The organism is Dysgonomonas reticulitermitis (genome assembly GCF_054601275.1).
Window position 1 is genome coordinate 1 of the sequence record NZ_BAAHWU010000045.1, and the last position, 23,465, is coordinate 23,465.

The following is a 23,465-nucleotide window of genomic DNA, read 5'->3' on the forward strand; positions in this document are numbered from 1 at the left end:
ACTCACAATCGTTATTTATCATCTCTCAAAGAACGCATTGCCAAATTCTGGCGACTATTTTCATCGGCGGACAGGCCGAATGAATTCATTAAAAATATTTGTGTAATTAATTTTTAGATATTATATAACCTGAATCAGTTGGCGCGTCAAGCGAATAGTTTTCAAATGCCATATCTGGAAAATGATATTAGAAATACATTAGATTTATTCACGGAAATTATAAAAAAATTGTCGCATGATTGGAAAAATCATAAAAGGAAAAAGTTTTAAAGGCTGTATTTCTTACATATTGGAAAAGGAAAATACAAAACTTTTGGATAGCGAAGGCGTACTTCTAACGGATACTAATTCGATTATCAACAGTTTTTACATGCAAAGCCTGATGAATCCGAATCTTGCCAAAAGTGTCGGGCATATTCCTCTTGCTTACTCCAAAGACGATGCAACAAAACTGACCGATGCGTTTATGGTAACATTGGCAAGGGAATACATGCAGGCAATGGAGATTGGAAATACGCAATACATCATCGTTCGTCATTCCGACCGGGAACACCCTCATTGCCATATCGTTTTCAACAGGGTGAATAATGAAGGTAAAACCATTTCGGATAAAAACGACCATTTCAGGAATGAGAAAGTAACAAAGGCATTGAAAGAAAAATACGGCTTGACTTTCGGCACAAATAAAGAAAAGGTAAAGACCCATCGACTGAAAGAACCGGATAAGACCAGATATGAAATCCACAAAGCCATTCAAACCGCTTTGAAATCGGCCAAGAACTGGAATCAGTTAAGAGATTTGCTGATGAAAGAGAAAATCCAAGTGAAATTCAAGTACAAAGGTCAATCGGACGAAGTTCAGGGAATTTCTTTTGCGAAAGACGATTATTCGTTCAAAGGTTCGGAGATTGACAGGCAATTCAGTTACTCGAAGATTGATTGTCAGCTACGGCATAACGGTCAGGAACAGGGAACGGCAATCAACCAGCCTAAGCCGGATTACCCGCATAATAAATCGTCTGTTTTAGAAAATGTAGATTCTGTTTTGGGTGGCTTGTTTGATATTCATCCGTCAGGTTCAGATTATGACCCTGACCAAGCGGAATATCTGCGGCAACAGAAATTGAAAAAGAAGAAAAAACGCAGGGGATTAAAAATGTAATGATATGGAAAATATTCAATATGAGGGACTTTTAGGCATCATGTCCGAAGTAAATAAAAAAATTGATGTCATTCACGCGAATAGCAAATCGAAAGAAAATCAGCCGGTTCATCCAACTGTTTCCAAAACAGAAATAGAGGAAATCGTAAAAGAAAAAGTAGCGGTCATCGGTAATTATATCGAATTGAGGCTAAAACAACAAACGGAACAGCAGACAAAAATACTGACTGCTGCCATGAAAGAAGTTGGAACAAAAATAGACAGTTTGCCGACACCTGAAAAAGTGTCATTAGAGCCAATTATGAAAATGTTTCCGCAACCCAAGAAAGTTACCATTTGTGGCTTTGAATTTTTACGAAGTTCGGTAATAATCTTTGTGTTGGCATTGGTTTGTTTCTTTTCAATGATACTGAACATCAAACAGATGGATGATTGCAGAGGATTAAAAACACAGCTATATAAACAGACTGACATATTCTGCATTTGGAAAAGGCAGAGAAACAAAAGAAATAGTTCGTAATAATTTTCACTTTATTGAATTTTTATTTTTCCAATTATTCAAAGTTTTTAGGTTGTGCTTTTCGTTATTCTTTTTTTGTTCTGGGTTTACCATAATTTTTCATTGTTCCATTTTTTAACCCAAGTTTGATTTCTGCTTTGCCGATAGTACCAAATTCCTTGATTGCCCATTTTTTTAATTGTTTTTCGTATGAATATTGTAATTCTTTAGCGGACTTTCCTTTTTCAAACCTAAAAACACAAAATTCGTTATTATTATCGTTTAATAATTGTGATTTTGAAAAAAAATCCGTTTTGACACTATCTACAACTCTATTTTCTATTTCGTCTGAAATTTTTCTTTTATCCCCATAGTGAAAAATTCTATAATTAAAATACAAACACGCTAATTTGTCTAAATCTCTAAAATTACCTTCAAATTTTTCAGCGTTATCTTCAAGAAACTTTTGCAGCTTCATGTTTTTAGGCACTCCTGCAAAAACTGTGTCAATATTTTCAAATTTCATTTTTTCCCAAGTTGAATAAAAATCTTTTACAACATATTCATATTCGTTTTTATATGATGGCAACTCGACAATTAACTGGCTTATTCTATCCCAAAAATAACCCAATAAAATATCCTCATTTGTTCGCAGTTTATCGATATCTTTTGAAGAAGTAAACACAATTCTAATGTCAAATTTTTCACTAATTCCAAATTTTCCATTAGTAGTAGAAAGTGCATTAAACAAAAGTCGCTGTTGCTCCGCACTTAACTCTTCAATGTCTTCAATTACGACAGTATTACATTGATTTTCTTTTAGGATTTTATCAATTTCTTCAGATTTATCGGGAAAAACTTCTGCTGCAATAAATGACAGTGATTTCAAACATAAATTATTGTCTTCTGATTTGATTTCTGAAAACACTTTTTCAATTGCAAAATGTTTACCTGTCCCACGAGAGCCAAGAACTAAAAGGCAAAATTTTCCTTGGTTTGAGAGAAAAACTTTTAATTTCTCATACGCCTCTTTACGTAATTTTCCATTTACCTCCATATCAAATAGTTTTATTGTCGAATATTTGACAAAGATACAATCAAATATTTGACTATACAAATTATTCCCATTTTTTCTTATAATTTTGCGGTGTGATTATTCATAATCATTGCGTAAACCGAAAAGCATATAGAGTAGGTGCAAATTTTAAAAGTAAATTTTATGGCAAAATCAAATCCAAGACCGGCAAACGCGCCAAGCACAACCGGCAACAAATCAGGAAGCGGCAGAGGTAATAATGCACCTAAAAGCAACCCTAAAAAGTAACGGAGGCGGGGTGCAAATCCCCGCTTTATTCAGAAATTCATAAAAAGTTAAAGAAATGAATAAAAGTCAGTGGTTAAACAAGGTAAATGGCGATTATCTTTTATCGAAGCCGAAAAATAGTGTACATATAATGGCATTGTATGCAGCGCATAAATCTAAAACGGAGAAAGAATTAGTCGCTCTGATTGGTTCATACTATAAAACAAAATGCCAATGTGGAATCGTTAGTAATGGAAAGGTAATTCTTATCAATATTGATTCGATTATTGATAAAATTTACGGACTAACATTACCTATTAATCAATTAAATACATATAATTTATGCACATTTTAAAAATCATTCACGGCTACCCGCCCAATTACAACGCAGGCTCGGAAGTTTACAGCCAATCGGTTTGTAATGAACTTTCAAAACAGCATAAAGTTTCCGTTTTCACGCGGGAAGAAAATCTATATGCACAGGATTTCTCTATTAGGCACGAAAAAGCAAACGACAATCTTGATTTGTATTTTGTAAACAATCCACAAGGGAAAGACGGCTATCGACACAAGCAAATGGATGATAATTTTGCATACTTCTTGAGAGAACAAAAGCCCGATATTGCCTATATCGGACACCTCAACCACCTTTCTACAGGCTTAATAGCCGAACTCAACAAGCAAAAGATTCCAATCGTTTTTATGTTGCACGACTATTGGATGATGTGTCCGCGCGGTCAATTCTTAACCCGCAGTATAGGCAAAGAAAATAATTTTGCTGTTTGCAATGGTCAAAACGACAAAAAATGTGCCTGCGATTGTTACGAAGTTTATTTTTCGGGTAAAGAGCAAGAACGAGAAAAAGATATTGCAGCGTGGAGTAATTGGGTAAATCGCAGGATGACCGAAACAAGGGCAATCATTGATAAAGTGAATTTATTTATTGCCCCTGCAAAATATTTGCGGAGCAGATTTATCAATGACTTTGGTATTCCCGAAAACAAAATCATTTACCTTGATTACGGTTTTCCGACAGAATATCTGACACAAACCGAAAAATCGAAAGACAAAACCAATTTCACTTTCGGCTACATTGGGACACACATTCCTGCAAAAGGAGTGAATTTATTGATAGAAGCATTTAAGCAAATAGAACAACCGGCAACATTGAAAATCTTTGGGCGAGAGAACGGACAAAGCACAAAGGCATTGAAAAAAATGGCTGAAACTTCGCACAATCTGATTGAATTTTGTGGCGAATATGTCAATAAAAATTTGGCTAATACGGTTTTTGCGAATGTAGATTGTATTGTCGTGCCGTCAATTTGGGCGGAAAACTCGCCTCTCGTTATTCACGAGGCGCAGGAATGTAAAGTGCCTGTAATTACGGCAAATTACGGCGGGATGTGTGAATATGTAAATCATAAAGTCAATGGTTTGCTGTTTAAACATCGCGATATAAATTCATTATCTGAACAAATGAAATGGGCGGTTGCAAATTCTACTGAAATGCAGCGTTTGGGCAATCGCGGTTACTTACATTCCGAAGACGGCAAAGTGCCTGATATTGAAAACCATTGTGCCAAACTTTTAAAACTCTTTGAAAATGTCAGAACAAAATAAATTGTGGCGCATAACGCTCGACACCAACCCCGAAGATTGCAACCTGCACTGCATTATGTGCGAAGAACATAGCCCATACAGCGGTTTCAAGAAGAAACTTTTTGAAACGACAGGCGTAAAATTCCGCCGAATGAAATTTGAAACCGTAGAACGCATTTTTGAGGAAGCGGCAAAACTCGGCGTTAAAGAAATTATCCCTTCAACAATGGGCGAACCGCTTTTGTACAAGGATATTGAAAAGATTTTTGAATTGTCGCAAAAGCACAATATCAAGATCAACCTCACAACAAACGGCACATTCCCGAAAAAATCAGTTGAGGAATGGGCAAAAATCATTATCCCTAACACGACCGACATAAAAATCAGTTGGAACGGCGCAACCGCCGAAACTTACGAAAAAATAATGACCAACTCGAATTTTCAAAAGGCTTTAGAAAACACAAAGAAACTGATTGCTTTCCGAAACGCCTATTTTGAACAAACTGATTATTTCTGTCGCATTACTTTTCAACTCACTTTTATGCAGAACAATATGAGCGAATTGGCTGATATAGTGAAATTTGCTGCCCAAATTGAAGTTGATAGAATCAAAGGACACCACCTTTGGACTCACTTTGACGAAATAGAAAACCTGTCGATGAAAGCCACGAAAGCGAGCGTTGCAAAGTGGAACGAGTATGTAAAGCAGGCTTACGAGGCACAGGAGAAATACCGCAAACCCAACGGCGACAAAATTTTGTTGGAAAATATTTTCCCGCTTTCTGATAACGAAGAAACGGAATTCCCTGAAAGTTACACTTGTCCGTTTTTGGAACGCGAACTTTGGATTTCCGCCACAGGCAAAATTTCGCCCTGCTGCGCCCCCGATAATTTACGGCAGTCGCTCGGTAATTTTGGGAATATCGAAACAACAACGATTTCGGAAGTTTTGGCAAGTCCGATTTACAGGAAACTTGTTGCGAACTACAAGAGCGTTGAATTATGTAGAACTTGTAATATGAGAAAACCGACATGCTGAAAAGGAATATTTTGTCGGAATAAATATGTTTTGTATCTTTGTAGTTTCAAATAAAGTAATATGTCGGATACAAAACATAAAAGCATTAGCGAAACGGCAGCAAAAATACTTGCCCGTTTTAATACGCAAGGCAAAACGTGGTTTACGCTGGCAGAGGCTTACGATTTATTCTCAGATATGTCTGAAAATCAAATTCGTGTGCAGGTAAAGCGGATGACAGATGATGGGCTTCTACTGCGTGTTCGTGAAAGTGTGTATTACATAATTCCCTACGAGCAAGATTCCGAAACGTTTTTACCGGATTGGCATTTGTTGGCAGAGCCATTGGCGGGGACAAACTACTATGTAGGTTATTATTCCGCATTGCAAATCCACCAACTTATCACACAACCTTCCTTGAAAGAACAAATTGTTGTAAATAAGCAGATTAAACCGTCTGAAACGGAAATTAAAGGCGTTAAATTTCAATTTATTTACCACAATGGGAAGCACTTTTTCGGCTATAAAAAAACATGGATTGACAGTTTCAACCGTGTATGGTGTTCCGATTTGGAAAAAACAATAATCGACTGCCTCTATAAGCCTGATTATGCGGGAGGAATTATTGAAATTGCCAAAGCCATTTTTACGGTAAGAGAAAAAATCAATTATACAAAACTTTTGGATTACACAATAAAATTTAATTCACAGTCTGTCATCAAACGCTTGGGCTATTTGTTTGAACTTTTGCAAATTAACACGCCAATCATTGAAGAATTACAAAAAAATCGTTCTTCGTCTGTTTCGCTACTTGATACGGAAAGCCCGAAACAGGGAAAAATACTATCTCGTTGGAATATCCAACAAAATATTGATATTGAAACTATTAAATCTTCAATTTTAACATAAAAAGATATGATACGACCTGCCGAAATACAGCAAAATGCCCGCAAAGAAGGTGTGCGTGATACGCAAATCGAAAAAGATTACATTCTTTCGTGGATACTTATTGGTGTTTCCAATAATGAGTTACTGTCTGACATTCTTGCTTTTAAAGGTGGAACAGTTTTGAGAAAATTCTATTTTGATGATTACCGTCATTCCGAAGATTTGGATTTCACACTGTTGAAACCAATTACAAATAATGAAATAAAATCAGCTTTTGAAACTTCATTTGAATTTATTCGGGAAGAAGCCAATATTCCGTTGTCAATCGTTGAGTTTGGCGAACATGCAACCGGCAATATCAATTTTTATATTTCATATACCGGCGCTTTAGGCGGTGCCGGTAAACAGGTAAAAGTGGATATTTCCAAAGATGAACTTTTGCTTTTCGATTTAGAAAAGAAACCCTTGTTTGCAACCTATTCCGACCATATTGATTCGCAGGTAAAATGTTATTCCTTGTCCGAAGTGATAACCGAAAAACTGCGCTCGCTGCTTTCCCGCCAACAGCCACGCGATTTTTACGATTTATGGTATTTGTCGGAAATTGAAGGATTGGAAATGAGCGATTATATTGCTGAATTTGGAGGCAAAGCCAAATACAAAGGATTGAATCCCGACAATCTTGAAAATCGCATTGAGCAACTCCTGCCTGTTTTCAAAGCGCGGTGGGAGAAATCAATGAGCGAGCAGATAAAGGATTTGCCGCCTTTTGAGCAAGTGGCAAGGGAGTTAGGTAGGCATTTTAGGAAGGTATTTAAGAGATAAAAACAAATTAACAATAATATATTTATGGCAAATTTTTCATTAGTGGCGTTAAGGGTATTGCCCGATAACTCGCTAGATATTCAAAAGATACTCAAAGAAGGTTGGTTTTTGTTTAATCAAATGTACACTGTCGAAAATGATGTATTGAAAAAAAACAAAAAATATCCATTAAATGATGATTTTTTTGGTAAAAATATTTCTATTAACGCAATAGTTGGCAAAAACGGAAGTGGAAAAAGTGCACTCATTGATATGGTATTACGAATTATTAATAATCTTGCCTACCGTTTTCTTTCAAAAAATCAGACTGATACTAACGCAAATATACATTGGATAAAGGGTATTCGTGCCGAACTTTATTTTAAAATAGATGATACCCTTTATCGAGTACAGCAAACAAAAGACGAAGACAAAAGTATATTACTCCACAAGAACATTGACAACAAATGGGAGCTAATAACTGATACCAAAAAGAATTTAAGGGATTATTTTTATTATACAATTCTAATGAATTATTCCTTATATGCTTTTAATACGCTGGAATACAAAAACGAATGGAATAGCAATACCGAAGATTCTTGTTGGCTAAAAGGACTTTCTCATAAGAATGACGGATACCAAACGCCTGCGGTATTAAATCCAATGAGAACAGAAGGGAATATAGATATTAATCGTGAGAATAGACTTGCCAAAGATAGATTAATCTCTTTATTTTTCAATGATGATGAGAACAAAAACACAAATTTCACAGATATTAATGGAATATATACCGTTCATTCCTTAAATCTCATATTAAATAAAAATAATGTAGAGGAAAAGTATGGCGAAATCAAAGAGGAATGGGAATTTCAGCAAGAATATGATGACAATTTCTTTGATGAATTGAAGGAATACATAATAAAACAATGGAATAATATTTACCATTTCAAACCAATAACAGATAACGATGAAGAGTATAATGCAGCCGTATTATACCTTGCATACAAAACTATTGCAATAGCACAAAAATACAATAATTTATTAGATAATTCTGAGTGTCTAATTTTCATGAATGCACAAAATTGGGATGCAATAAGATATAAAAAATTAGGTGAATTTATCAAAGAATTAGATAAAGATAGAAGTCATATTACTTTTAAACTTCGTCAAATAATAGCATTTCTAAAACTTAGACATATTAAATCTCAGCATTACACTATTGAAGAATTCGCTTCGTCTATCAAAGGAATAATGACGGGTGGAAAATGGAGATATATTGATTTAATACCTTGTCCGATTTTTAAAACTGAAATATTAATTAAAGAGCAAAACAATAATTTTGGAGAGCCTTATCCATTGGAAAGAATCAGTTCGGGAGAACATCAATTGTTATATATGGTTAGTTCTATTTTGTACCATATTAGAAATCTCAACTCAATAATTAAAAATCAAAGGCGAGTAAAGTATAAATATGTAAATATCATTTTAGACGAAATAGAATTATATTTTCATCCTGAATATCAACGTCAATTTATACGTTATCTGATTAAAAGCATAAAGGATATGAATTTTCAGGATATAGAAGGTATTAATATTATTGCAGCAACTCACTCTCCTTTTATTTTGTCGGATATTCCGAAATGTAATGTTATGTTTTTAAAAGAAGGCAAACAATGTTATGAAATGCAGGAAGATACTTTTGGCGCAAATATTCATAGTTTATTGCAAAACGCATTTTTTCTAAATGGCACTATCGGTGATTTTGCAAAAGAGAAAATAAATAAAATGTTTGAACGGCTTTACAACGGCGATATTGATGACAATCTTTTCAAAGAAATCAAATTGGTTGGCGAGCCATTTATTAGAAGTCAATTATTGAAATTATATAAAGAACTTGCTCCATGTGAGGAAACAAATAACGAGATTAAAACATTGAAAAAGGTGATTGAAAACTTAAAAAAACAAATACAATGATAAAAATACAAATAAATGAAACTCTTGTTTCCGACTATTTTGATAAAATAAAAACTACAGATAGAAGAAAGCCAACTTCTATGCATACTATTTTTGTTGACAACATTGAAGAAATAGTAAAATGCAAACCAGAAGACTTTGCAAAACTTATCAAGAAATACAAAGAGAATTTCAAGAAATCTGATAACAACTTTCCTGTATTTCATAAGTATATGGAAAATCAATACAAGACAATGAGTAGCAGTTGTGGGCATTGGTTGGCTGAACAACTTAATGTGAAAGTTTGTCCGTATTGTAATCGGCATTATACATTCACCATAGAAAAAAAACGCATACAAGGAAAAGATAAAAAGACCACTCGCCCTGAATTTGACCATTTTTATCCAAAATCTGAATATCCGTATTTAGCATTATCATTTTACAATTTAATTCCCTCTTGTCCTACTTGTAATCATATAAAAGACAAAGAATTGATAAGTATAAATCCATATTTGGATGAGTTTGGCGATAATTGCAAGTTTGTGCTAAAAGATAAAGATACGGATAAGCCCATGATTTTAGACAAAAAAAATATTACAGTGGGGTTTTCTTCCAAAAATGACAATATTACGGTTTTTGGATTAAAGGAACTTTATAATGAACATATTGATTATGTCGAAGAAATAATTGACAAAGCACAAGCGTACAATGCAGGGTATTACAATTTTTTGATTCATTCTTTTAGTGGATTGGGAGCAACACCCGAACAAATTGATAGATATGTTTGGGGAAATTATACAGAAATGGCAGACCAATGTAAACGACCATTGTCAAAACTTACAAGAGATGTATTAGAGCAATTAGATATAAAATAAAAATATGCTCCCACAAATCCACAAACACTATTCCGAAAACGATAAACTTTCCCTCCTTATTCGCCACGCCGACCGCGACAAAATTCCCTCAGGCGAATTTGGAAACGATGTTTTACTCAATGAAAAAGGCAAAGAACGAGCATTAAACTTCGGCAAGCGTTTGTCGGAATTGAAAATCAGCAGGATTTTGACAAGTCCGATTGAGCGGTGCGTTCAAACGGCACCGTGTATTGTAAAAGGTTACGGCAAACCACTTGAAATCATAAAAGCAACCGAATTAGGTGCGCCGGGCTTGCATATTACAGATGAAAAAATTGCGGGCAATTTCTTTCTCACAGCGGGTTTTGATGAAATGTATCACAGAATAATTAATGATATTCCAATTCCCGGAATACCCAATGCCGAGCAGTTTAACAAATTGATGACTGATTTTTTGATTGAAAACACCAAAGAAAACGGTATAACTCTTTTTATTACACATGACTTACTGATTGCTTTTTATCATTATAGTATCAACAAAACGGTTTATACCAAAGAGAACTGGGTGAAATATTTAGGTGGTTTAATCTTAAAAAACGGCAGGTATGAAGAATGAATTGAAAAATATGTTTACGGAACATTGGAAATATCTTGCCGTCAATGCTGCCTGCAAGTTGAATTTGTTTGATGCTTTGGAAATTCCCAAAACAGCCAACGAATTGGCTAATGTACTGAATTTGAACGAAAAAAATCTTGAAAACTTATTGCAAGCATTATGTAACAATGACTTTCTAAAATGCACAGACGGCAATTTCTCATTAACGGCAAAATCAGAATTGCTTACCGACAACCACCCCGACAGTTTGAAATACGCCTGTATGAATTGGGCAGACGAACATTTAACGGCGTGGCAAAATTTGGATTATTCCATAAAAACAGGCAAAAGTGCATTTGAGAATCTGTATCAAAGCAACTTTTTTGACTATTTAGACAAGCATCCTGACAAGTTAGACTGCTATCATAAAGCGATGTTTGAATACGCGAGAGATGATTATAAACATTTGCCTGAATTGATAGATTTTAGTGTACATAAATCTGTTTTGGATTGCGGTGGCGGTTACGGTGCGGCGATAAATGCAGTCAAAGAAAAGTTTCCGCAAATTGATTGTTACTTGTTTGATTTGCCGAAAGTGGTTGAAAAAGCACAAGTAAAAAACATTCAAAAGATTGGCGGTAGTTTCTTTAATGAAATTCTGCAAGTTACCGAAGCGATAATACTTTCAAGAGTTTTGCACGATTGGGAAGACGAAAAAGCAAGTTTGATTTTGAAAAATTGCTTTGCTGCATTACCTAACGGCGGAACGCTTTATGTGATTGAAAATTGCGCCGACAAAATCAATATTGATTTGTCCTTACTTTCGCTCAATATGGCTGTGATGTGCAAAAGTTTTGAGCGAACATTTGCGGAATATAAAACGCTTTGCGAACAACAAGGTTTTGGTTTTCAAAAAGATAAACGGTTAAATCAGTTACAAACCATTTTTATATTCAAAAAATTATGAACTGGCAAGAAATTAAAGTATCCCCCGACAACACCCATTTCCTTTTTGAAGGAAATCCAATTTTCAACAAGCATTTTATCGAAGTCCTGAAATTTCACGCACCCGGACTTGCACCGGTAAAAACTAATTTTGGTTGGTGTCATATTGATACTGACGGACATCCGCTGTACAATGAATATTACGACAGAGTTTTTGGCTTTTATTGTAATCGGGCGGCAATTTTACACGATTTTCTTTTAGAAGACTGCCTTTATGGATATAACGATGTTTGGTTTCATATTGACGAAAAGGGAAAACGGGTTTACGAAGAAGATTATGCTTGGTGTGGAAATTATCAGGAAAATTTGTGTGTTGTGCGTGAGCGTGTTACAAACAATTATTTTCATATTGACCTGAATGGCAAGCGGATTTATTCCGAAAACTACTTGTATGCAGGCGATTTCAAAGACGGTTTCGCCTGCGTGAAGCTTAAAAATGGTCTTTTCAAACATATCGACACAAGCGGTAAATTTATTAACGACAAAGAATTTTCAGATTTAGGCGTATTCCATAAAAATTTTGCAACTGCCAAAGACAAAGGTGGTTGGTTTCATATTGATAAAAGCGGAAATGGATTTTACCAAGAGCGATATTTAGCCGTTGAGCCGTTTTACAACGGTTTTGCGTTGGTTATGCAGTTTGATGAAAATAAAGTGATTATTAACGAACAGGGAGAAAAAGTGTTAGAAGTATGAAACGAATTTTGGTAACAGGCGGCGCAGGTTTTGTCGGCTCTCATCTATGCGAGCGGCTTTTAAACGAGGGTAATAATGTTATCTGTTTGGATAATTATTTTACAGGTAATAAACAAAATATCAGCTATTTAAATGACAATCACAACTTTGAAGTTGTTGAACACGATATTTGCGAGCCGTATTTTACAGAGGCAGACGAAATTTACAATTTGGCTTGTCCCGCCTCGCCTGTTCATTATCAATTCGATGCAATAAAAACAGTCAAAACTTCTGTTTTGGGCGTAATCAATATGTTAGGGTTGGCAAAGCGCACCAATGCAAAGATTTTGCAAGCCTCAACAAGCGAGATTTACGGCGACCCTATTATACACCCACAAACCGAAAATTATTGGGGTAATGTAAATCCGATTGGAGTCCGTTCGTGTTACGACGAGGGTAAACGTTGCGCCGAAACGCTTTTCATGGATTATCACAGGCAAAACGGCGTGAGAATAAAAATTGCCCGAATTTTCAATACTTACGGAACCCGTATGCAGCCAAATGATGGGCGTGTAATTTCTAATTTTATCATTCAGGCATTGCAAAACAAAGACATTACCATTTACGGCAACGGACAGCAAACTCGCAGTTTTCAGTATGTCAGCGATTTAATAGACGGAATGATACGGTTAATGAATACGCCCGATGATTTTGTACAACCTGTAAATATTGGTAATCCCGAAGAATTTACTATTTTGAAATTAGCCGAAAAAATCATATCATTCACAAACTCCAAATCGAAAATCGTATTTTTGCCCGCTGTTCAAGACGATCCACAACAACGCAGTCCCGATATTTCCTTGGCAAAACAAATTTTGAATTGGCAACCTAAAATACAGTTGGAAGAGGGATTGAAGCAAACCATTGAATATTTTAAAATGTAGTTTACATTTCAATTTTGCGGACAAAATGCGAACAGAATCACAAAGTTCTTAAAAATCAAGAACGCTTTAATTGCTTATTATCAACAAATTAAATCGTTTCATCAAGTACCCGGATCCGAATCCATAGAATACAAATGATAAAACATGGAGATAAATATATTACTTTCTCTATGGTTAAGTAAGTAATCTTTTATATCTTTGTAGTCGAAAGCCGTTCTTTGTATTTTGTGCAAAATGAGGTAGAAGAAAGAAATTCGCTCGTTTCTAAACCGTTACCTGCTAAGATTTTTATTCTTGCAACTTGCTTGTTTTCAGTCGGAAAGAAAAATTCATGTGTCTTGAGGAATGGTAGGTGATATGCTTTTCAATACCAGCCATTTGCGTAAGTTTTACAAGAGTTTTATTTACAGTAGGCTCTTTAAAGCCATAAAAAACATTCTTTTTACTTCCAATAAGTCTTTTGCTATCCGACAGTTCTAATGCTACTGCACGAGCCATTGTAAACAAAGGAGTTATAACATCCGATTTTGTCTTTATCATAGTTTTCTTGATAAGATTATTCTCAAAATCAATATGATTCCATTTCAAATCAATTACATCGGAAAAACGAAGTCCGCAATAACAAGCAAAAAGGTACATCTGCAATACTTTATACATTGTAGAATCATGACTCAATTTAGGTCTAAGCTTTCTTAACTGGTCCAATTCTGTACGTTCAAGATAAACTTCTTTCGTATTTGCTTGGGGTATTTTAAACCATAGATAAGGATTTTTGACAGGAATATCATGCTTTATCATATCAAGAATGACAGTACGGAAGTTTTTATGCTTTGGATTTCGTCCTCCTCCCGAATTACCATTGACTTCTCGCATATGGTCATCAAATTCTTCAATAAAAGACAAAGAAATATCCGATATTTTGAAGTCATCTTTAAACTCTTTCAAAACATTATGGGTTGTCATATATACCCGAATAGTTTCTGGGTTAAGACCTTCTTTGCGTTTGCGTTCTACAAATTCGAGATAGTAATCATACAATGAGCCGTTTTCGGGTTTTACTTTTTTCTTACCTAAATAGAACTCTTTTATCACGTCTATGGTCAATTCCTGCCCTTCTACAAGGATTCTATTTATATAAAGCTCTAATTCCGTTATCTTCCGATTTAAGAGGATTAGCAATGCCTTGTCTTTTGGAGCTTTCTTTTTCGCATCCCATTGCTCTTTTCTTACATCTAATTTCGCTGAAACTTTAGTTTCCTTGATTCCAACCCGAATACGAAGATATATTGGGTATTTGCCGTTGCGTTTTATCGGCTTATCATTTCTGATACAACTTATAATCGAATATTCTGCCATTTTCTAAAGTAGTTCATTAACTCGCATGAGCTAAGTTAGTTGGCAGTTTGGAGACGGCAAAATTTCTTTTGGAGAAAATATTTTATCCAACATTTTATTGTACTTTTGGGGTGAATATTAAATACTGTATACATGGAAGATTCTATTAATTTATCAAAACAAGAAAGGTTGTCGTATATTCTACAACTTAAAATACTACAAAAATTATCAGACCCATCAGAATCAAGTCATTATGAAAATCAAATTACTGCATTAGAACGAGGCTTTGCTTTACACTATCAAGACATATTTGAAATATTATCAGAAGAAGAACTATCTCCCGAAGATTGCCAAGAAGTATTAGACATTCTTGAGATGTATAGAGGGATAATATATTCATATGAAGGATTAAAGCGAGAAGGAATAGAAATTACACTTAAAGATGATGATGTAAAGTTTCCTGGATTTGATGGGAACCATGAATATAAACAAATGGCTTATGTCAAATATTTTATTGATGATTTAGATAGATTTTCAGAAATACAGAATCTATCTAATGGTTACTACAATAGTCATTCTGGCATGCTAAGAAAATATAAAGCTATGCTTATAAAGTGGAATGAATATAATAGCCTGCCTAATAGGTATCTAATGAATGAAGAGCAAATTAGAAAACTATTGAGCATACGATAATGGATAATTATATTACAATCGCAGCTTCTTTTGCGTCTATTTTAGGTGCTATTATTGCTATATGGCAATCTTGTAGAGCAAAGAAATTTGCAACAATAGCTTCAGATGCAAAAAGAGAAGTTCTTTCCAAGAAAAAAGCACTCGATTTTAATTCCTTGCTACATAAAGCAAGGGAAATAGAGCTGATTCTTATTGCACAAACCAGCAAAAGTGCTACACAACAAAGAGGACGGAATACCTCCAAGGAACATTCGGAAATTGAGTCCTTCATTTCTATGTTAAATGAGAAAAAATCTATTTCAATGTCTATCGAGTTGAAATCTTTCCTTGACGAAAAATACAGAAAAATAACAATATGCAATAATGCTTCACAAAAGCCTATTAATGATATGCTCTCTTGCGTTCGTGATATAATCTCAAAAGTTAGTGAGGAAATAAATAAGAATACATACGAATAAATAGGGGTCGCAAAAGGGGTCGCAACTATTCAATATAGATCAAAGCATTTATTTTACTGGGTTTTATAGGTGTTAATAAGGCTCTAACATTGAGTAGTTAAAAACATAACAATCAGATTACAAGGCATATAAGTCGTTCGCCAGGAACCTCAAGAAAAGCTCCGAAACGACTGATAATAAAGAGTTTCGGAGTTTTTTAATTTTTAGGGGTCGCATATAGGGGCGAAAAGGGCTTTATTTCATATGTGTCAGATATGTAGATTATTGATTGTTAGTATCCGCCTAGGGGATAAGAAACGAGATGTGCCAGAAACATACGACGGCAAAACTTGCAAAACTGTTTATACATGGTAGATGAGGCAATAATAAGGTGATGGCGAAAAAAAACGAAATGTGCCGATCTGCTTTGTTTTGCTTTAATTTTGCTTTTTCTGTTTTTTATACTTAAAATATTTAGAAGTACTATATCAATCCTCTTCACAGCAATCGCAGCCTTCATGCTTTTCCAGTACACGGTGAGGAAAATCGCCATGTCCAATTATTTCTATAGGACACGAAGAATATGAATTTTCAAGCCATTCTGATGTAATATTTGTCCCCGAATGATAATGCAACCCCTCGTTTACACAAGCTATATTTTTTACCATCGAGACAACAGTTCCGACATCATGGGACACAAGAATTATAGCAGTATTTTTATTTATTTCTTCAAGTAATTTATAGAAGTTACTCTCAAAACGCTTATCTACATAGGAATTGGGTTCATCCAATACCAACAGATCCGGATTATCAATAATTGCCCGTCCCAGTAAAGTCCTTTGCAATTGTCCGCCGGAAAGGGCTCCAATAGGACGTGTGATAAGATCTTCGAGTCCCATCTGACCGGCAATCTCCCCTACCCTTTCTTTCTGTTCTTTGGTATAAGATGAAAAGATACCCCGATTGACTGTCAGACCTGATAATATAACATCGGATACCGATATCGGGAATTTTTTATCTATTTGATTTATTTGTGGTAAATAGCCAATATTAATTTTATCTGTTTTTATATTATTCTTAAAGAATGAGATCGTACCGGACATTGGGTTCACCAAACTTAACAAAGTCTTAAGCAAGGTAGTTTTTCCTCCGCCGTTTGGCCCTATAATTCCCAAAAAATCACCTTTATAAACATCTAAATTGACATTTTTCAGAACATAAGGACGATCTTCGTATCCTACAGACAAATCTTTTATTTCAACTATTTTACTCATTCTATTCTTTACTCTTGAGCAAGAGCTTTTGCAATGTTAATCATTTCCAGACTCCAGTCATATGATAGTAAATTGAGCTGTACCGTTTTTGCTCCGATGGCCTGAGCTACTGTTTCTGCATTTTTGACATCAAATTCACGTTGAATAAACACCACCTTTATTCCTTCCTCTTTAGCTTTGTCGATAAGTACCTTTAATTGAGATGGTGAAGGGTTCTTTCCTTCATACTCAATAGCATACTGGGCTAATCCATACTCCTCGGCAAAATATGTGAGCGCAGGATGATATATTATAAAGGATTTACCAGGCGCTTTTTCCAAATAAGACTTAACGATGCTATCCGTTTGATTAATCTCCGTCAATAATTTATTATAGTTTGCGGTATAATCAGAGGCATTTGCATTATCCAGCTCCAATACAGCCTTATACATATTTCCGGCTATTATTTTCGCCGATTGAATAGAACTCCATGTATGAGGATCACCTCCGGCATGTCCGTGATCGTGATCGTCTCCCTCACAATTATGCTCCCCCAATACCTCAATACCTTCGGAGCAATTGACAATTTTAAGGTTTGAATTACTCTGCGATACTTTATCGATGAGAGTATTCTCTATTCCCATATATCCTATTTTAAAATAAGCGAGACTTTTGTTCAGGCTCATCATCTGAGATGGGGTAAAATCCGCACTTTCAGGATTCGATCCGGAAGGCACAATGCATTCTACTTTAAAATGGTTACCTACAATTGTACTTAAGAAATACTTTTGAGGATCGATGGTTACAGTCAGTATTTTTGATTTATCTGCTTGGGAAGGCTTACAACTAAACAATGTAAATCCCAACAGAATATATATTATAGTTCTCATTTTGTTTGCTACAAATATTTCCTGATATGATTTATCTATATGCATGAGTTTTCCAGTTGTTGTATAACATTCAAAACTTGCTCTATCAGAGAACCGGCTCCATCATTAACAATTACAAAGTCAGAAAGTTTAACTTTTTCTTCATCCGGCATTTGATTTTGAATACGCTCCAAAACTTTCTCATAAGGTACGTTATCCCGAGCCATAGTGCGCTGTACCCTTAGTTCGAGAGGAGTATACACCATAACCACTTTATCCATAAGCTTATTAAAGCCCGACTCGAACAGAATTGCCGCTTCTTGAGCTACAATTTTGTGATGCTTGTTTTTCTCAAGCCACGCATCATAATCTTTTTTGACTTCGGGATGGATTATTGCATTTACCTTTTCCAGCTTTTCTTTATCATTAAAGATGTGCGATGCAAGCAAGGCCTTATCCAGAACATTTTCGTTATACAACTCTTCTCCAAAAAGGGCTATTAATTTTTCCTTGATGACAGGCGAAATGCCGACCAGCTTTTTGCTTTCCGCATCGGCAATATATACAGGAATTCCACACAGGGTGAAGATCTCTGAAACAGTAGATTTACCACTACCTATACCTCCTGTTATACCTAATTTTATCATCGAAAGAAAATTACTGTTTTTCGAGCACAAATTCCACTTCGGACGGCACCGGAATCTTTGTACGTATATAATCAGGACTATCTGTTATACGGACTGGAACAGAAGAATTGCTAAGATCTTTTATGTCGTTATAATCTATTGTTATACTGAAATTCTCTTTTGTGATATCATCTTCTTTTTTCGACCCGACTAAATATGGTATTTTGACGGATGAAGGGAAGAATTTTATAGACAGGTTGTTTGGCAAATTAATGCATGTAACAGGCACTTCGACCTCTTTCTCTACAAACTTATCGGCAGGAATCGTCAACACTACCTCATCCGGAACATATTTAATTCCTTGCATCGGCTTCATTGCTACTTTAACCTTTTGCTCGGATGATACATTATTTATGGTATCGGAAACGGTATAAGCATAAAACAGTGTGTCTAGCGCCGTTTTACTTCCATATACTATTACCGAGTCGGGAGAGAGACTCAAGTCTCCTATCAACATGTGCCCACCCGCCAGATTTACATTTCCATTATAAATTACAGGTAGTTTCTTATCATGCAGCAATGCATAAATGTAAGACATACGCGTTGGTGTATAGCTGATAAGCTCGGAGGTAGCAAATAATTTGTTACGTATTAATTGTTCGAAGTTACGTCCCTGTATTATTTTATCGGGAGTACTCTTTACCACATCTCTGACATCGACAACCATTGAGTCATTCCGGCGGGTAAGAAGATATTTAAACAAAGTTCCCCCATCATCTCTGATACGGGCACTGATAACGGATGGCAATTCGTTCTCAAAAACAATACTATCCGGTATATTTATATACTTAACGGGTATGGTGAGCGTGGCCTCATATTTTTGACGATAAATCTGCATCATCCAAAAAACACAAGACAACAGTAAAAAAAACAAAAAAGTCAGAATTTTTTTCCACGAAATATTCTTGAAAAAAGCTCTGACTTCTTGTGAAATTATTTCTTTTTTATCATTAGTATCGCTCATAAGCTATACTTGATTTATACGACACTCAATTATTTAGTCTGAGTATCTTCAGCAGAAATGTATACTGATGCTTTTTCTATTTTTATTCTCACATTGTCAGCAATTTCCAATACGAAGGAAGTATCTCCGACCTCTTTCACTTTACCGTGAATACCTCCGGCTGTAACTACTTTATCTCCTACCTTTATGGCATTACGAGCTTCTTGCAAAGCTTTTTGTTTCTTTTGCTGCGGTCTGATCATAAAGAAATACATGATTCCAAAAAGTAGAACCATCATTACGATCATACTCATACCTCCTCCTCCGAACAAACCTCCAGAAGCGCCTTCCGCGCCTGTCTGTAATAATACATTTAATAAAGTCATACGTTATTTTGATATTTGATTAACTATTATTTACTTTCTACAAACTATTTACAAATATAAATGAATATTTTGAATTAGAACGAAAGTGTCAAACAGACAAGTCTTATTATTTCTTAATTACCTTTTTCTCTTCTTTAAGCTCCTTTACTATAGCATCGAGAATACCGTTGATGAATGATGCACTTTTGGCTGTACTATAAGATTTAGCAACATCAATATACTCATTCAGTGTAACACTGATGGGGATAGATGGAAAGCTCATAATCTCTGCTAATGCAATCTGCATTATCACCATATCCATCTGCGCGATACGCTCCGACTCCCAGTTATTTGTATATTTATCGATAAGGGTTTGATATTCTTTTTCGTTCAATAAAGATTCTTTCAACAACTTAACGGCAAATTCCCTGTCTGTTTCATCTTTAAACATAGGTAGCAGTTCCTGATTAGGACCTTTACTTTCTTCAAAACGTTTTATTGTTTTCAGAACGAATGATTCAACAATTTCGATATCATCATTCCAATACAGGCTCTCGTCTTCCAATATAGAATACAGCTCTTCTCTGTTTGATATAATCTGTTTGAAAACCTTACGCCAAAGTTCACGGTCGCTTTCATAGTTGTCCGAAGTATTCTCTACATATACTTTATATGCATCTGAATTTAGAATCTCTTCCAGTAAGCCACGAATGAAAGCTTCATATTCGAACCACCTGAAAGGACGGTCTTTCATATACTTGTCTAATGTTACATTTTGGCGTAACTGGCTTATAAACTTATTTTCGAGTAACTTTGTATTCGGATTAATATCCTCTTCGGAAGGAAGCAATTTCGATTTTCGGGCATCTACCTTCTGGGCATACGCATCAGTAAGTTCTATCATTAAAGATAAGAAATAGAAATACAGATCATACGATTTTTGAAGACTGAATAAAAGCTCTGTTTCTGCTTTTTTCAGATCTATGGATTCGTTCTGGCTGCATGCAAACAAGACTTGAACGACTCTGATACGAATAAGAACGCGGTTTATCATTTATAAATCTAAAATGTTTCGGAACGCAAAAGTAAACATTTTTTTACAAAGTAGTACTTTTTCCCGAAAGAAGTTCCGTAAACCGCACGAAATAACTTCAACTGCTGATTGACATTAATTTATATATAGCTATGAATTCCCCCCAATAAAAAGCTCACACCGAAAAAAGTCATACCAACAGCCAGAATAGCAATGCTACAATATAAATGAAAATATCGAGGCGAACGGAATGTTTTAAAACTATTTCTGTGCATTGGAATAGCATACACGATCAATGTGATGAGAGCCCATGTTTCCTTCGAGTCCCATCCCCAATAACGCCCCCAGGATATATTAGCCCAAACAGCACCCAGAAAGATTCCTATAGCCAACAGGACTAAACCACTATGGATTGGAAATCCATAGTGGTTTATTTATGGACAACCTGTACAATCCCTTATGCAACAACACTTACTTCAATATCCACTATATCGAATCGGATAATCCTTCGCTGCGGGAGAAATGCGATACCGCCCTGAAGTTTCCTGATAAACATCTGCCGTTACAATTTCCGTTCAAAGACGAATGTTTTACGGATACGGGTGTCCTGCAAGACAGCATCGGTATAAAGATAAACGGCTGGGAGCCAAACCCGGGACAAATACAACGGATCACGAATCATGTTGACGGCGTACATATTCCAGTCAGGGGGGATACCTTCCATATAAGTACGTTGCAGGAAATAGCCGGCGGGATTTCATATAACAGGGTTCTGTTGAACGGAGTAATGCCGGACTTCAAATACGAAAAAGAATTTCTGGAATTGGCAAAGAAAATGGAACGATGTTCCGGCGCCACGGCAAATAAACTTATGCAGGATATAAGGGAGCTGGCTTCCGGTATACTGAAACGCGATTATCCGGATATCCGGAAAGAGGCGGCAATACCGCTCAAAGAGAGACGGTATGGAGAGTATGACCATCTGAGAAAGGATGGACAGGGCTGTTATAATGCCATTGAAACGGATAATGGCGTACTGTTATTTTCCAGGACAGCGGAAGGGAAAGAACTGTTTCAAAAGAACCTGGAAATGTATCTGGATAATTTTTATAATCCGGCATACGACAATACTTATTTTAATCTTCATTATCTGGAATGTGACAGCGGCGTTTTAAGGGGGATGAGTGATCTTGCCATCAGGTTCCCGATGGTACAACAGGCTGGGTTTCCACCTGACCGGAGCTTCTTTTTGGATAAAAGTGTATTGCAATACAGCCTGCGGGAAGCGAAATTCAGTTGGGGTGCGGAACCATATGCGGCAGCCGGTTTGATAAACAATATGTGGGATGGAAAACATTTACCTGTGAAATTGGATGGGGATACCTGTAATATCAGTGTCTTGAAAGAAATAGCCTCCATGGAATTTTATTATTTCACAAGTCTTTCCGGCCTTGCGGGCCATGGCATTTTGGGTATCGATCAGATGCCCGGCTTTAGATATAAAGATGATTTCAGGGAGTTGGCCGGTAAGGCATTGGATTTTTCAGGGCATATACATGAGTATAAGGTATTAGGCGCGATGCGGGATAAAGCCAATGAGATATTGAAACGTGATTATCCAAACATCCGGAAGGATAGTTCCTATGTTTAAAATCGGAAGCGATGGCTGAGTAGCAAAAAGATAAGCTATAAGTTTTAGTTAATTTTGGTAATGGAGATTACTTACTTATTAACCTCAAACAATATAGCTTATGAGACAAAGAAAGGGATTAGATTTCAAAGGACAAAATATCTATGTAGGGATAGATGTTCATTTGAAGAGTTGGTCGGTAACAGTTTTGTCAGAGACATCGGTATTGAAAAAGTTTAGTCAAAACCCGGAGCCGGAAGCATTACACAAGTTTCTGGTTACGAACTATCCGGGAGCGGATTATTACTCGGTATATGAAGCGGGATTCTGTGGTTTTTGGATACATGAAAGACTGAAAATAGCTATGGTATAATAAAAAACATCCCTTACCCTGACCTATGCCTGCAGATCTTGGACAGGAGTATCCCTCTGAAACAATTACCAGATTGCGTAAAGATGCTGCCTGATGGTATAATTAATAAGGATATTGCCCATAAAATAGCTATACATGCCCCCGATTGCCTGCCGGCAGTTCCTGAAAAGTATAAGACAAAAGAACTATATAGCAAAGCCTTGAATAATGATCCGTTGGCTATAGAATATTTTCCGGATGATTTTAAAACAAAAGAAACATGCTTCGATGCGATAATAAGAAATCCTCAGGCATGTTTGTTTATACCGGAGAATCTGAAATATGAAAACTTTTATGCCGATATTGTAAGGTTAAATGATCGGGCATTTAAATATATTCCGAAAGAAAAAAATAACACCGGAGATATGCCGTATAGCTATAAACCTGAGTTCCGTTTAAGAAAATCAATAAGAAAGTTGGTAAGTAAGAAATAATTTTGTATCTTTATAGTTGATAATCAATAAATTAAACAAATATATGAGCTTACTTACCAACGATAAAATTACG

At 35.6% G+C, this 23,465-nt stretch carries 27 protein-coding genes and 1 pseudogene; 19 read left to right on the forward strand and 9 right to left on the reverse strand.

The genetic code is table 11. From position 1 onward, the window contains the following. Positions 1–165 precede the first annotated feature (165 nt). From ACYPZI_RS12765 to ACYPZI_RS12775, 3 genes are read left to right on the forward strand one after another with little or no spacing between them, the layout of a single operon-like run. Positions 166–270, forward strand: a complete 105-nt coding sequence (locus tag ACYPZI_RS12765; protein WP_459602201.1) for a hypothetical protein — start codon at positions 166–168, stop codon at positions 268–270. Then, positions 236–1,162, forward strand: a complete 927-nt coding sequence (locus tag ACYPZI_RS12770; protein ID WP_459602203.1) for a relaxase/mobilization nuclease domain-containing protein — start codon at positions 236–238, stop codon at positions 1,160–1,162. The genes ACYPZI_RS12765 and ACYPZI_RS12770 overlap by 35 nt, the downstream gene beginning before the upstream one ends. Before the next feature lie 4 nt (positions 1,163–1,166). Then, the gene (locus ACYPZI_RS12775) at positions 1,167–1,682 is read left to right on the forward strand and encodes a hypothetical protein (protein ID WP_459602205.1); all 516 of its coding nucleotides are present in this window, start codon (positions 1,167–1,169) and stop codon (positions 1,680–1,682) included. 64 nt (positions 1,683–1,746) lie between these two features. On the opposite strand, the gene ACYPZI_RS12780 is transcribed toward ACYPZI_RS12775, so the two are convergent. Next, entirely contained in the window at positions 1,747–2,718 is a 972-nt protein-coding gene (locus ACYPZI_RS12780) for a hypothetical protein (RefSeq protein WP_459602207.1), read from the reverse strand. A gap of 322 nt (positions 2,719–3,040) precedes the next feature. Here ACYPZI_RS12780 and ACYPZI_RS12785 point away from each other — a divergent pair, with 322 nt between their 5' ends. The 11 genes from ACYPZI_RS12785 to ACYPZI_RS12835 are packed head-to-tail and all read left to right on the forward strand — an operon-like array spanning position 3,041 to position 13,302. Further along, the gene (locus ACYPZI_RS12785) at positions 3,041–3,319 is read left to right on the forward strand and encodes a hypothetical protein (protein ID WP_459602209.1); all 279 of its coding nucleotides are present in this window, start codon (positions 3,041–3,043) and stop codon (positions 3,317–3,319) included. Next, a complete protein-coding gene (locus ACYPZI_RS12790) occupies positions 3,307–4,587 on the forward strand; it encodes a glycosyltransferase (protein WP_459602211.1) in 1,281 nt (426 codons plus the stop codon). The genes ACYPZI_RS12785 and ACYPZI_RS12790 overlap by 13 nt, the downstream gene beginning before the upstream one ends. Further along, the gene (locus ACYPZI_RS12795; protein ID WP_459602213.1) at positions 4,571–5,605 is read left to right on the forward strand and encodes a radical SAM protein; all 1,035 of its coding nucleotides are present in this window, start codon (positions 4,571–4,573) and stop codon (positions 5,603–5,605) included. The genes ACYPZI_RS12790 and ACYPZI_RS12795 overlap by 17 nt, the downstream gene beginning before the upstream one ends. A 60-nt stretch (positions 5,606–5,665) precedes the next feature. Next, positions 5,666–6,493, forward strand: coding sequence for a type IV toxin-antitoxin system AbiEi family antitoxin domain-containing protein (locus tag ACYPZI_RS12800; RefSeq protein ID WP_459602215.1), 828 nt, complete (start codon positions 5,666–5,668; stop codon positions 6,491–6,493). Between the two features lie 6 nt (positions 6,494–6,499). Then, positions 6,500–7,297 carry a nucleotidyl transferase AbiEii/AbiGii toxin family protein gene (locus tag ACYPZI_RS12805; RefSeq protein WP_459602217.1) on the forward strand — a complete coding sequence of 266 codons (798 nt, stop codon included), beginning with the start codon at positions 6,500–6,502 and terminating at the stop codon, positions 7,295–7,297. A gap of 24 nt (positions 7,298–7,321) precedes the next feature. After that, positions 7,322–9,250: an AAA family ATPase gene (locus ACYPZI_RS12810; protein WP_459602219.1), complete on the forward strand. Its 1,929-nt coding sequence runs from the start codon at positions 7,322–7,324 to the stop codon at positions 9,248–9,250. Continuing rightward, positions 9,247–10,104 (forward strand): HNH endonuclease, encoded by an 858-nt coding sequence (locus ACYPZI_RS12815; RefSeq protein ID WP_459602221.1) that lies wholly within the window; start codon positions 9,247–9,249, stop codon positions 10,102–10,104. The genes ACYPZI_RS12810 and ACYPZI_RS12815 overlap by 4 nt, the downstream gene beginning before the upstream one ends. A 4-nt stretch (positions 10,105–10,108) precedes the next feature. Beyond that, entirely contained in the window at positions 10,109–10,699 is a 591-nt protein-coding gene (locus tag ACYPZI_RS12820; RefSeq protein ID WP_459602223.1) for a histidine phosphatase family protein, read from the forward strand. 10 nt (positions 10,700–10,709) lie between these two features. Further along, positions 10,710–11,645 (forward strand): methyltransferase, encoded by a 936-nt coding sequence (locus ACYPZI_RS12825; protein WP_459602251.1) that lies wholly within the window; start codon positions 10,710–10,712, stop codon positions 11,643–11,645. After that, entirely contained in the window at positions 11,642–12,379 is a 738-nt protein-coding gene (locus ACYPZI_RS12830; RefSeq protein WP_459602225.1) for a WG repeat-containing protein, read from the forward strand. The genes ACYPZI_RS12825 and ACYPZI_RS12830 overlap by 4 nt, the downstream gene beginning before the upstream one ends. Beyond that, positions 12,376–13,302 (forward strand): UDP-glucuronic acid decarboxylase family protein, encoded by a 927-nt coding sequence (locus ACYPZI_RS12835; RefSeq protein WP_459602227.1) that lies wholly within the window; start codon positions 12,376–12,378, stop codon positions 13,300–13,302. The genes ACYPZI_RS12830 and ACYPZI_RS12835 overlap by 4 nt, the downstream gene beginning before the upstream one ends. 288 nt (positions 13,303–13,590) lie before the next feature. Here the strand turns inward: ACYPZI_RS12835 and ACYPZI_RS12840 are convergent, their stop codons facing one another. Beyond that, positions 13,591–14,658 (reverse strand): site-specific integrase, encoded by a 1,068-nt coding sequence (locus ACYPZI_RS12840; protein ID WP_459602229.1) that lies wholly within the window; start codon positions 14,656–14,658, stop codon positions 13,591–13,593. A gap of 132 nt (positions 14,659–14,790) precedes the next feature. Here ACYPZI_RS12840 and ACYPZI_RS12845 point away from each other — a divergent pair, with 132 nt between their 5' ends. Both ACYPZI_RS12845 and ACYPZI_RS12850 read left to right on the forward strand, forming a co-directional pair. After that, positions 14,791–15,330: a YfbU family protein gene (locus ACYPZI_RS12845; RefSeq protein ID WP_459602231.1), complete on the forward strand. Its 540-nt coding sequence runs from the start codon at positions 14,791–14,793 to the stop codon at positions 15,328–15,330. Beyond that, positions 15,330–15,788: a hypothetical protein gene (locus ACYPZI_RS12850; RefSeq protein WP_459602233.1), complete on the forward strand. Its 459-nt coding sequence runs from the start codon at positions 15,330–15,332 to the stop codon at positions 15,786–15,788. The genes ACYPZI_RS12845 and ACYPZI_RS12850 overlap by 1 nt, the downstream gene beginning before the upstream one ends. 467 nt (positions 15,789–16,255) lie before the next feature. Here the strand turns inward: ACYPZI_RS12850 and ACYPZI_RS12855 are convergent, their stop codons facing one another. The 7 genes from ACYPZI_RS12855 to ACYPZI_RS12885 all read right to left on the reverse strand — a co-directional run bounded on the left by ACYPZI_RS12855 (position 16,256) and on the right by ACYPZI_RS12885 (position 21,350). Further along, a complete protein-coding gene (locus ACYPZI_RS12855) occupies positions 16,256–17,041 on the reverse strand; it encodes a metal ABC transporter ATP-binding protein (protein ID WP_459602235.1) in 786 nt (261 codons plus the stop codon). 8 nt (positions 17,042–17,049) lie between these two features. Beyond that, on the reverse strand, positions 17,050–17,910 hold the full coding sequence (locus ACYPZI_RS12860; protein WP_459602237.1) for a metal ABC transporter solute-binding protein, Zn/Mn family: 861 nt from the start codon (positions 17,908–17,910) through the stop codon (positions 17,050–17,052). A gap of 35 nt (positions 17,911–17,945) precedes the next feature. Next, a complete protein-coding gene (gene coaE / locus ACYPZI_RS12865; RefSeq protein WP_459602239.1) occupies positions 17,946–18,536 on the reverse strand; it encodes a dephospho-CoA kinase in 591 nt (196 codons plus the stop codon). A gap of 10 nt (positions 18,537–18,546) precedes the next feature. After that, entirely contained in the window at positions 18,547–19,539 is a 993-nt protein-coding gene (locus ACYPZI_RS12870) for a YbbR-like domain-containing protein (protein ID WP_459602241.1), read from the reverse strand. Between the two features lie 29 nt (positions 19,540–19,568). Then, positions 19,569–19,904 (reverse strand): preprotein translocase subunit YajC, encoded by a 336-nt coding sequence (yajC, locus tag ACYPZI_RS12875; RefSeq protein ID WP_459602243.1) that lies wholly within the window; start codon positions 19,902–19,904, stop codon positions 19,569–19,571. 106 nt (positions 19,905–20,010) lie between these two features. Beyond that, positions 20,011–20,937 (reverse strand): transcription antitermination factor NusB, encoded by a 927-nt coding sequence (gene nusB, locus ACYPZI_RS12880; protein WP_459602245.1) that lies wholly within the window; start codon positions 20,935–20,937, stop codon positions 20,011–20,013. A gap of 119 nt (positions 20,938–21,056) precedes the next feature. Continuing rightward, on the reverse strand, positions 21,057–21,350 hold the full coding sequence (locus tag ACYPZI_RS12885) for a cytochrome c biogenesis protein (protein WP_459602253.1): 294 nt from the start codon (positions 21,348–21,350) through the stop codon (positions 21,057–21,059). On the opposite strand from ACYPZI_RS12885, the gene ACYPZI_RS12890 reads away from it, so the two are divergent. The 3 genes and pseudogenes from ACYPZI_RS12890 to ACYPZI_RS12900 all read left to right on the forward strand — a co-directional run bounded on the left by ACYPZI_RS12890 (position 21,329) and on the right by ACYPZI_RS12900 (position 23,392). Further along, on the forward strand, positions 21,329–22,567 hold the full coding sequence (locus ACYPZI_RS12890) for a DUF6047 family protein (protein ID WP_459602247.1): 1,239 nt from the start codon (positions 21,329–21,331) through the stop codon (positions 22,565–22,567). The genes ACYPZI_RS12885 and ACYPZI_RS12890 overlap by 22 nt on opposite strands. Positions 22,568–22,667: 100 nt before the next feature. Beyond that, a pseudogene (locus ACYPZI_RS12895) lies at positions 22,668–22,901 on the forward strand (IS110 family transposase); the annotation flags it as partial. A 56-nt stretch (positions 22,902–22,957) separates the two neighbouring features. After that, positions 22,958–23,392, forward strand: coding sequence for a DUF4116 domain-containing protein (locus ACYPZI_RS12900; RefSeq protein ID WP_459602249.1), 435 nt, complete (start codon positions 22,958–22,960; stop codon positions 23,390–23,392). Positions 23,393–23,465 lie beyond the last annotated feature (73 nt).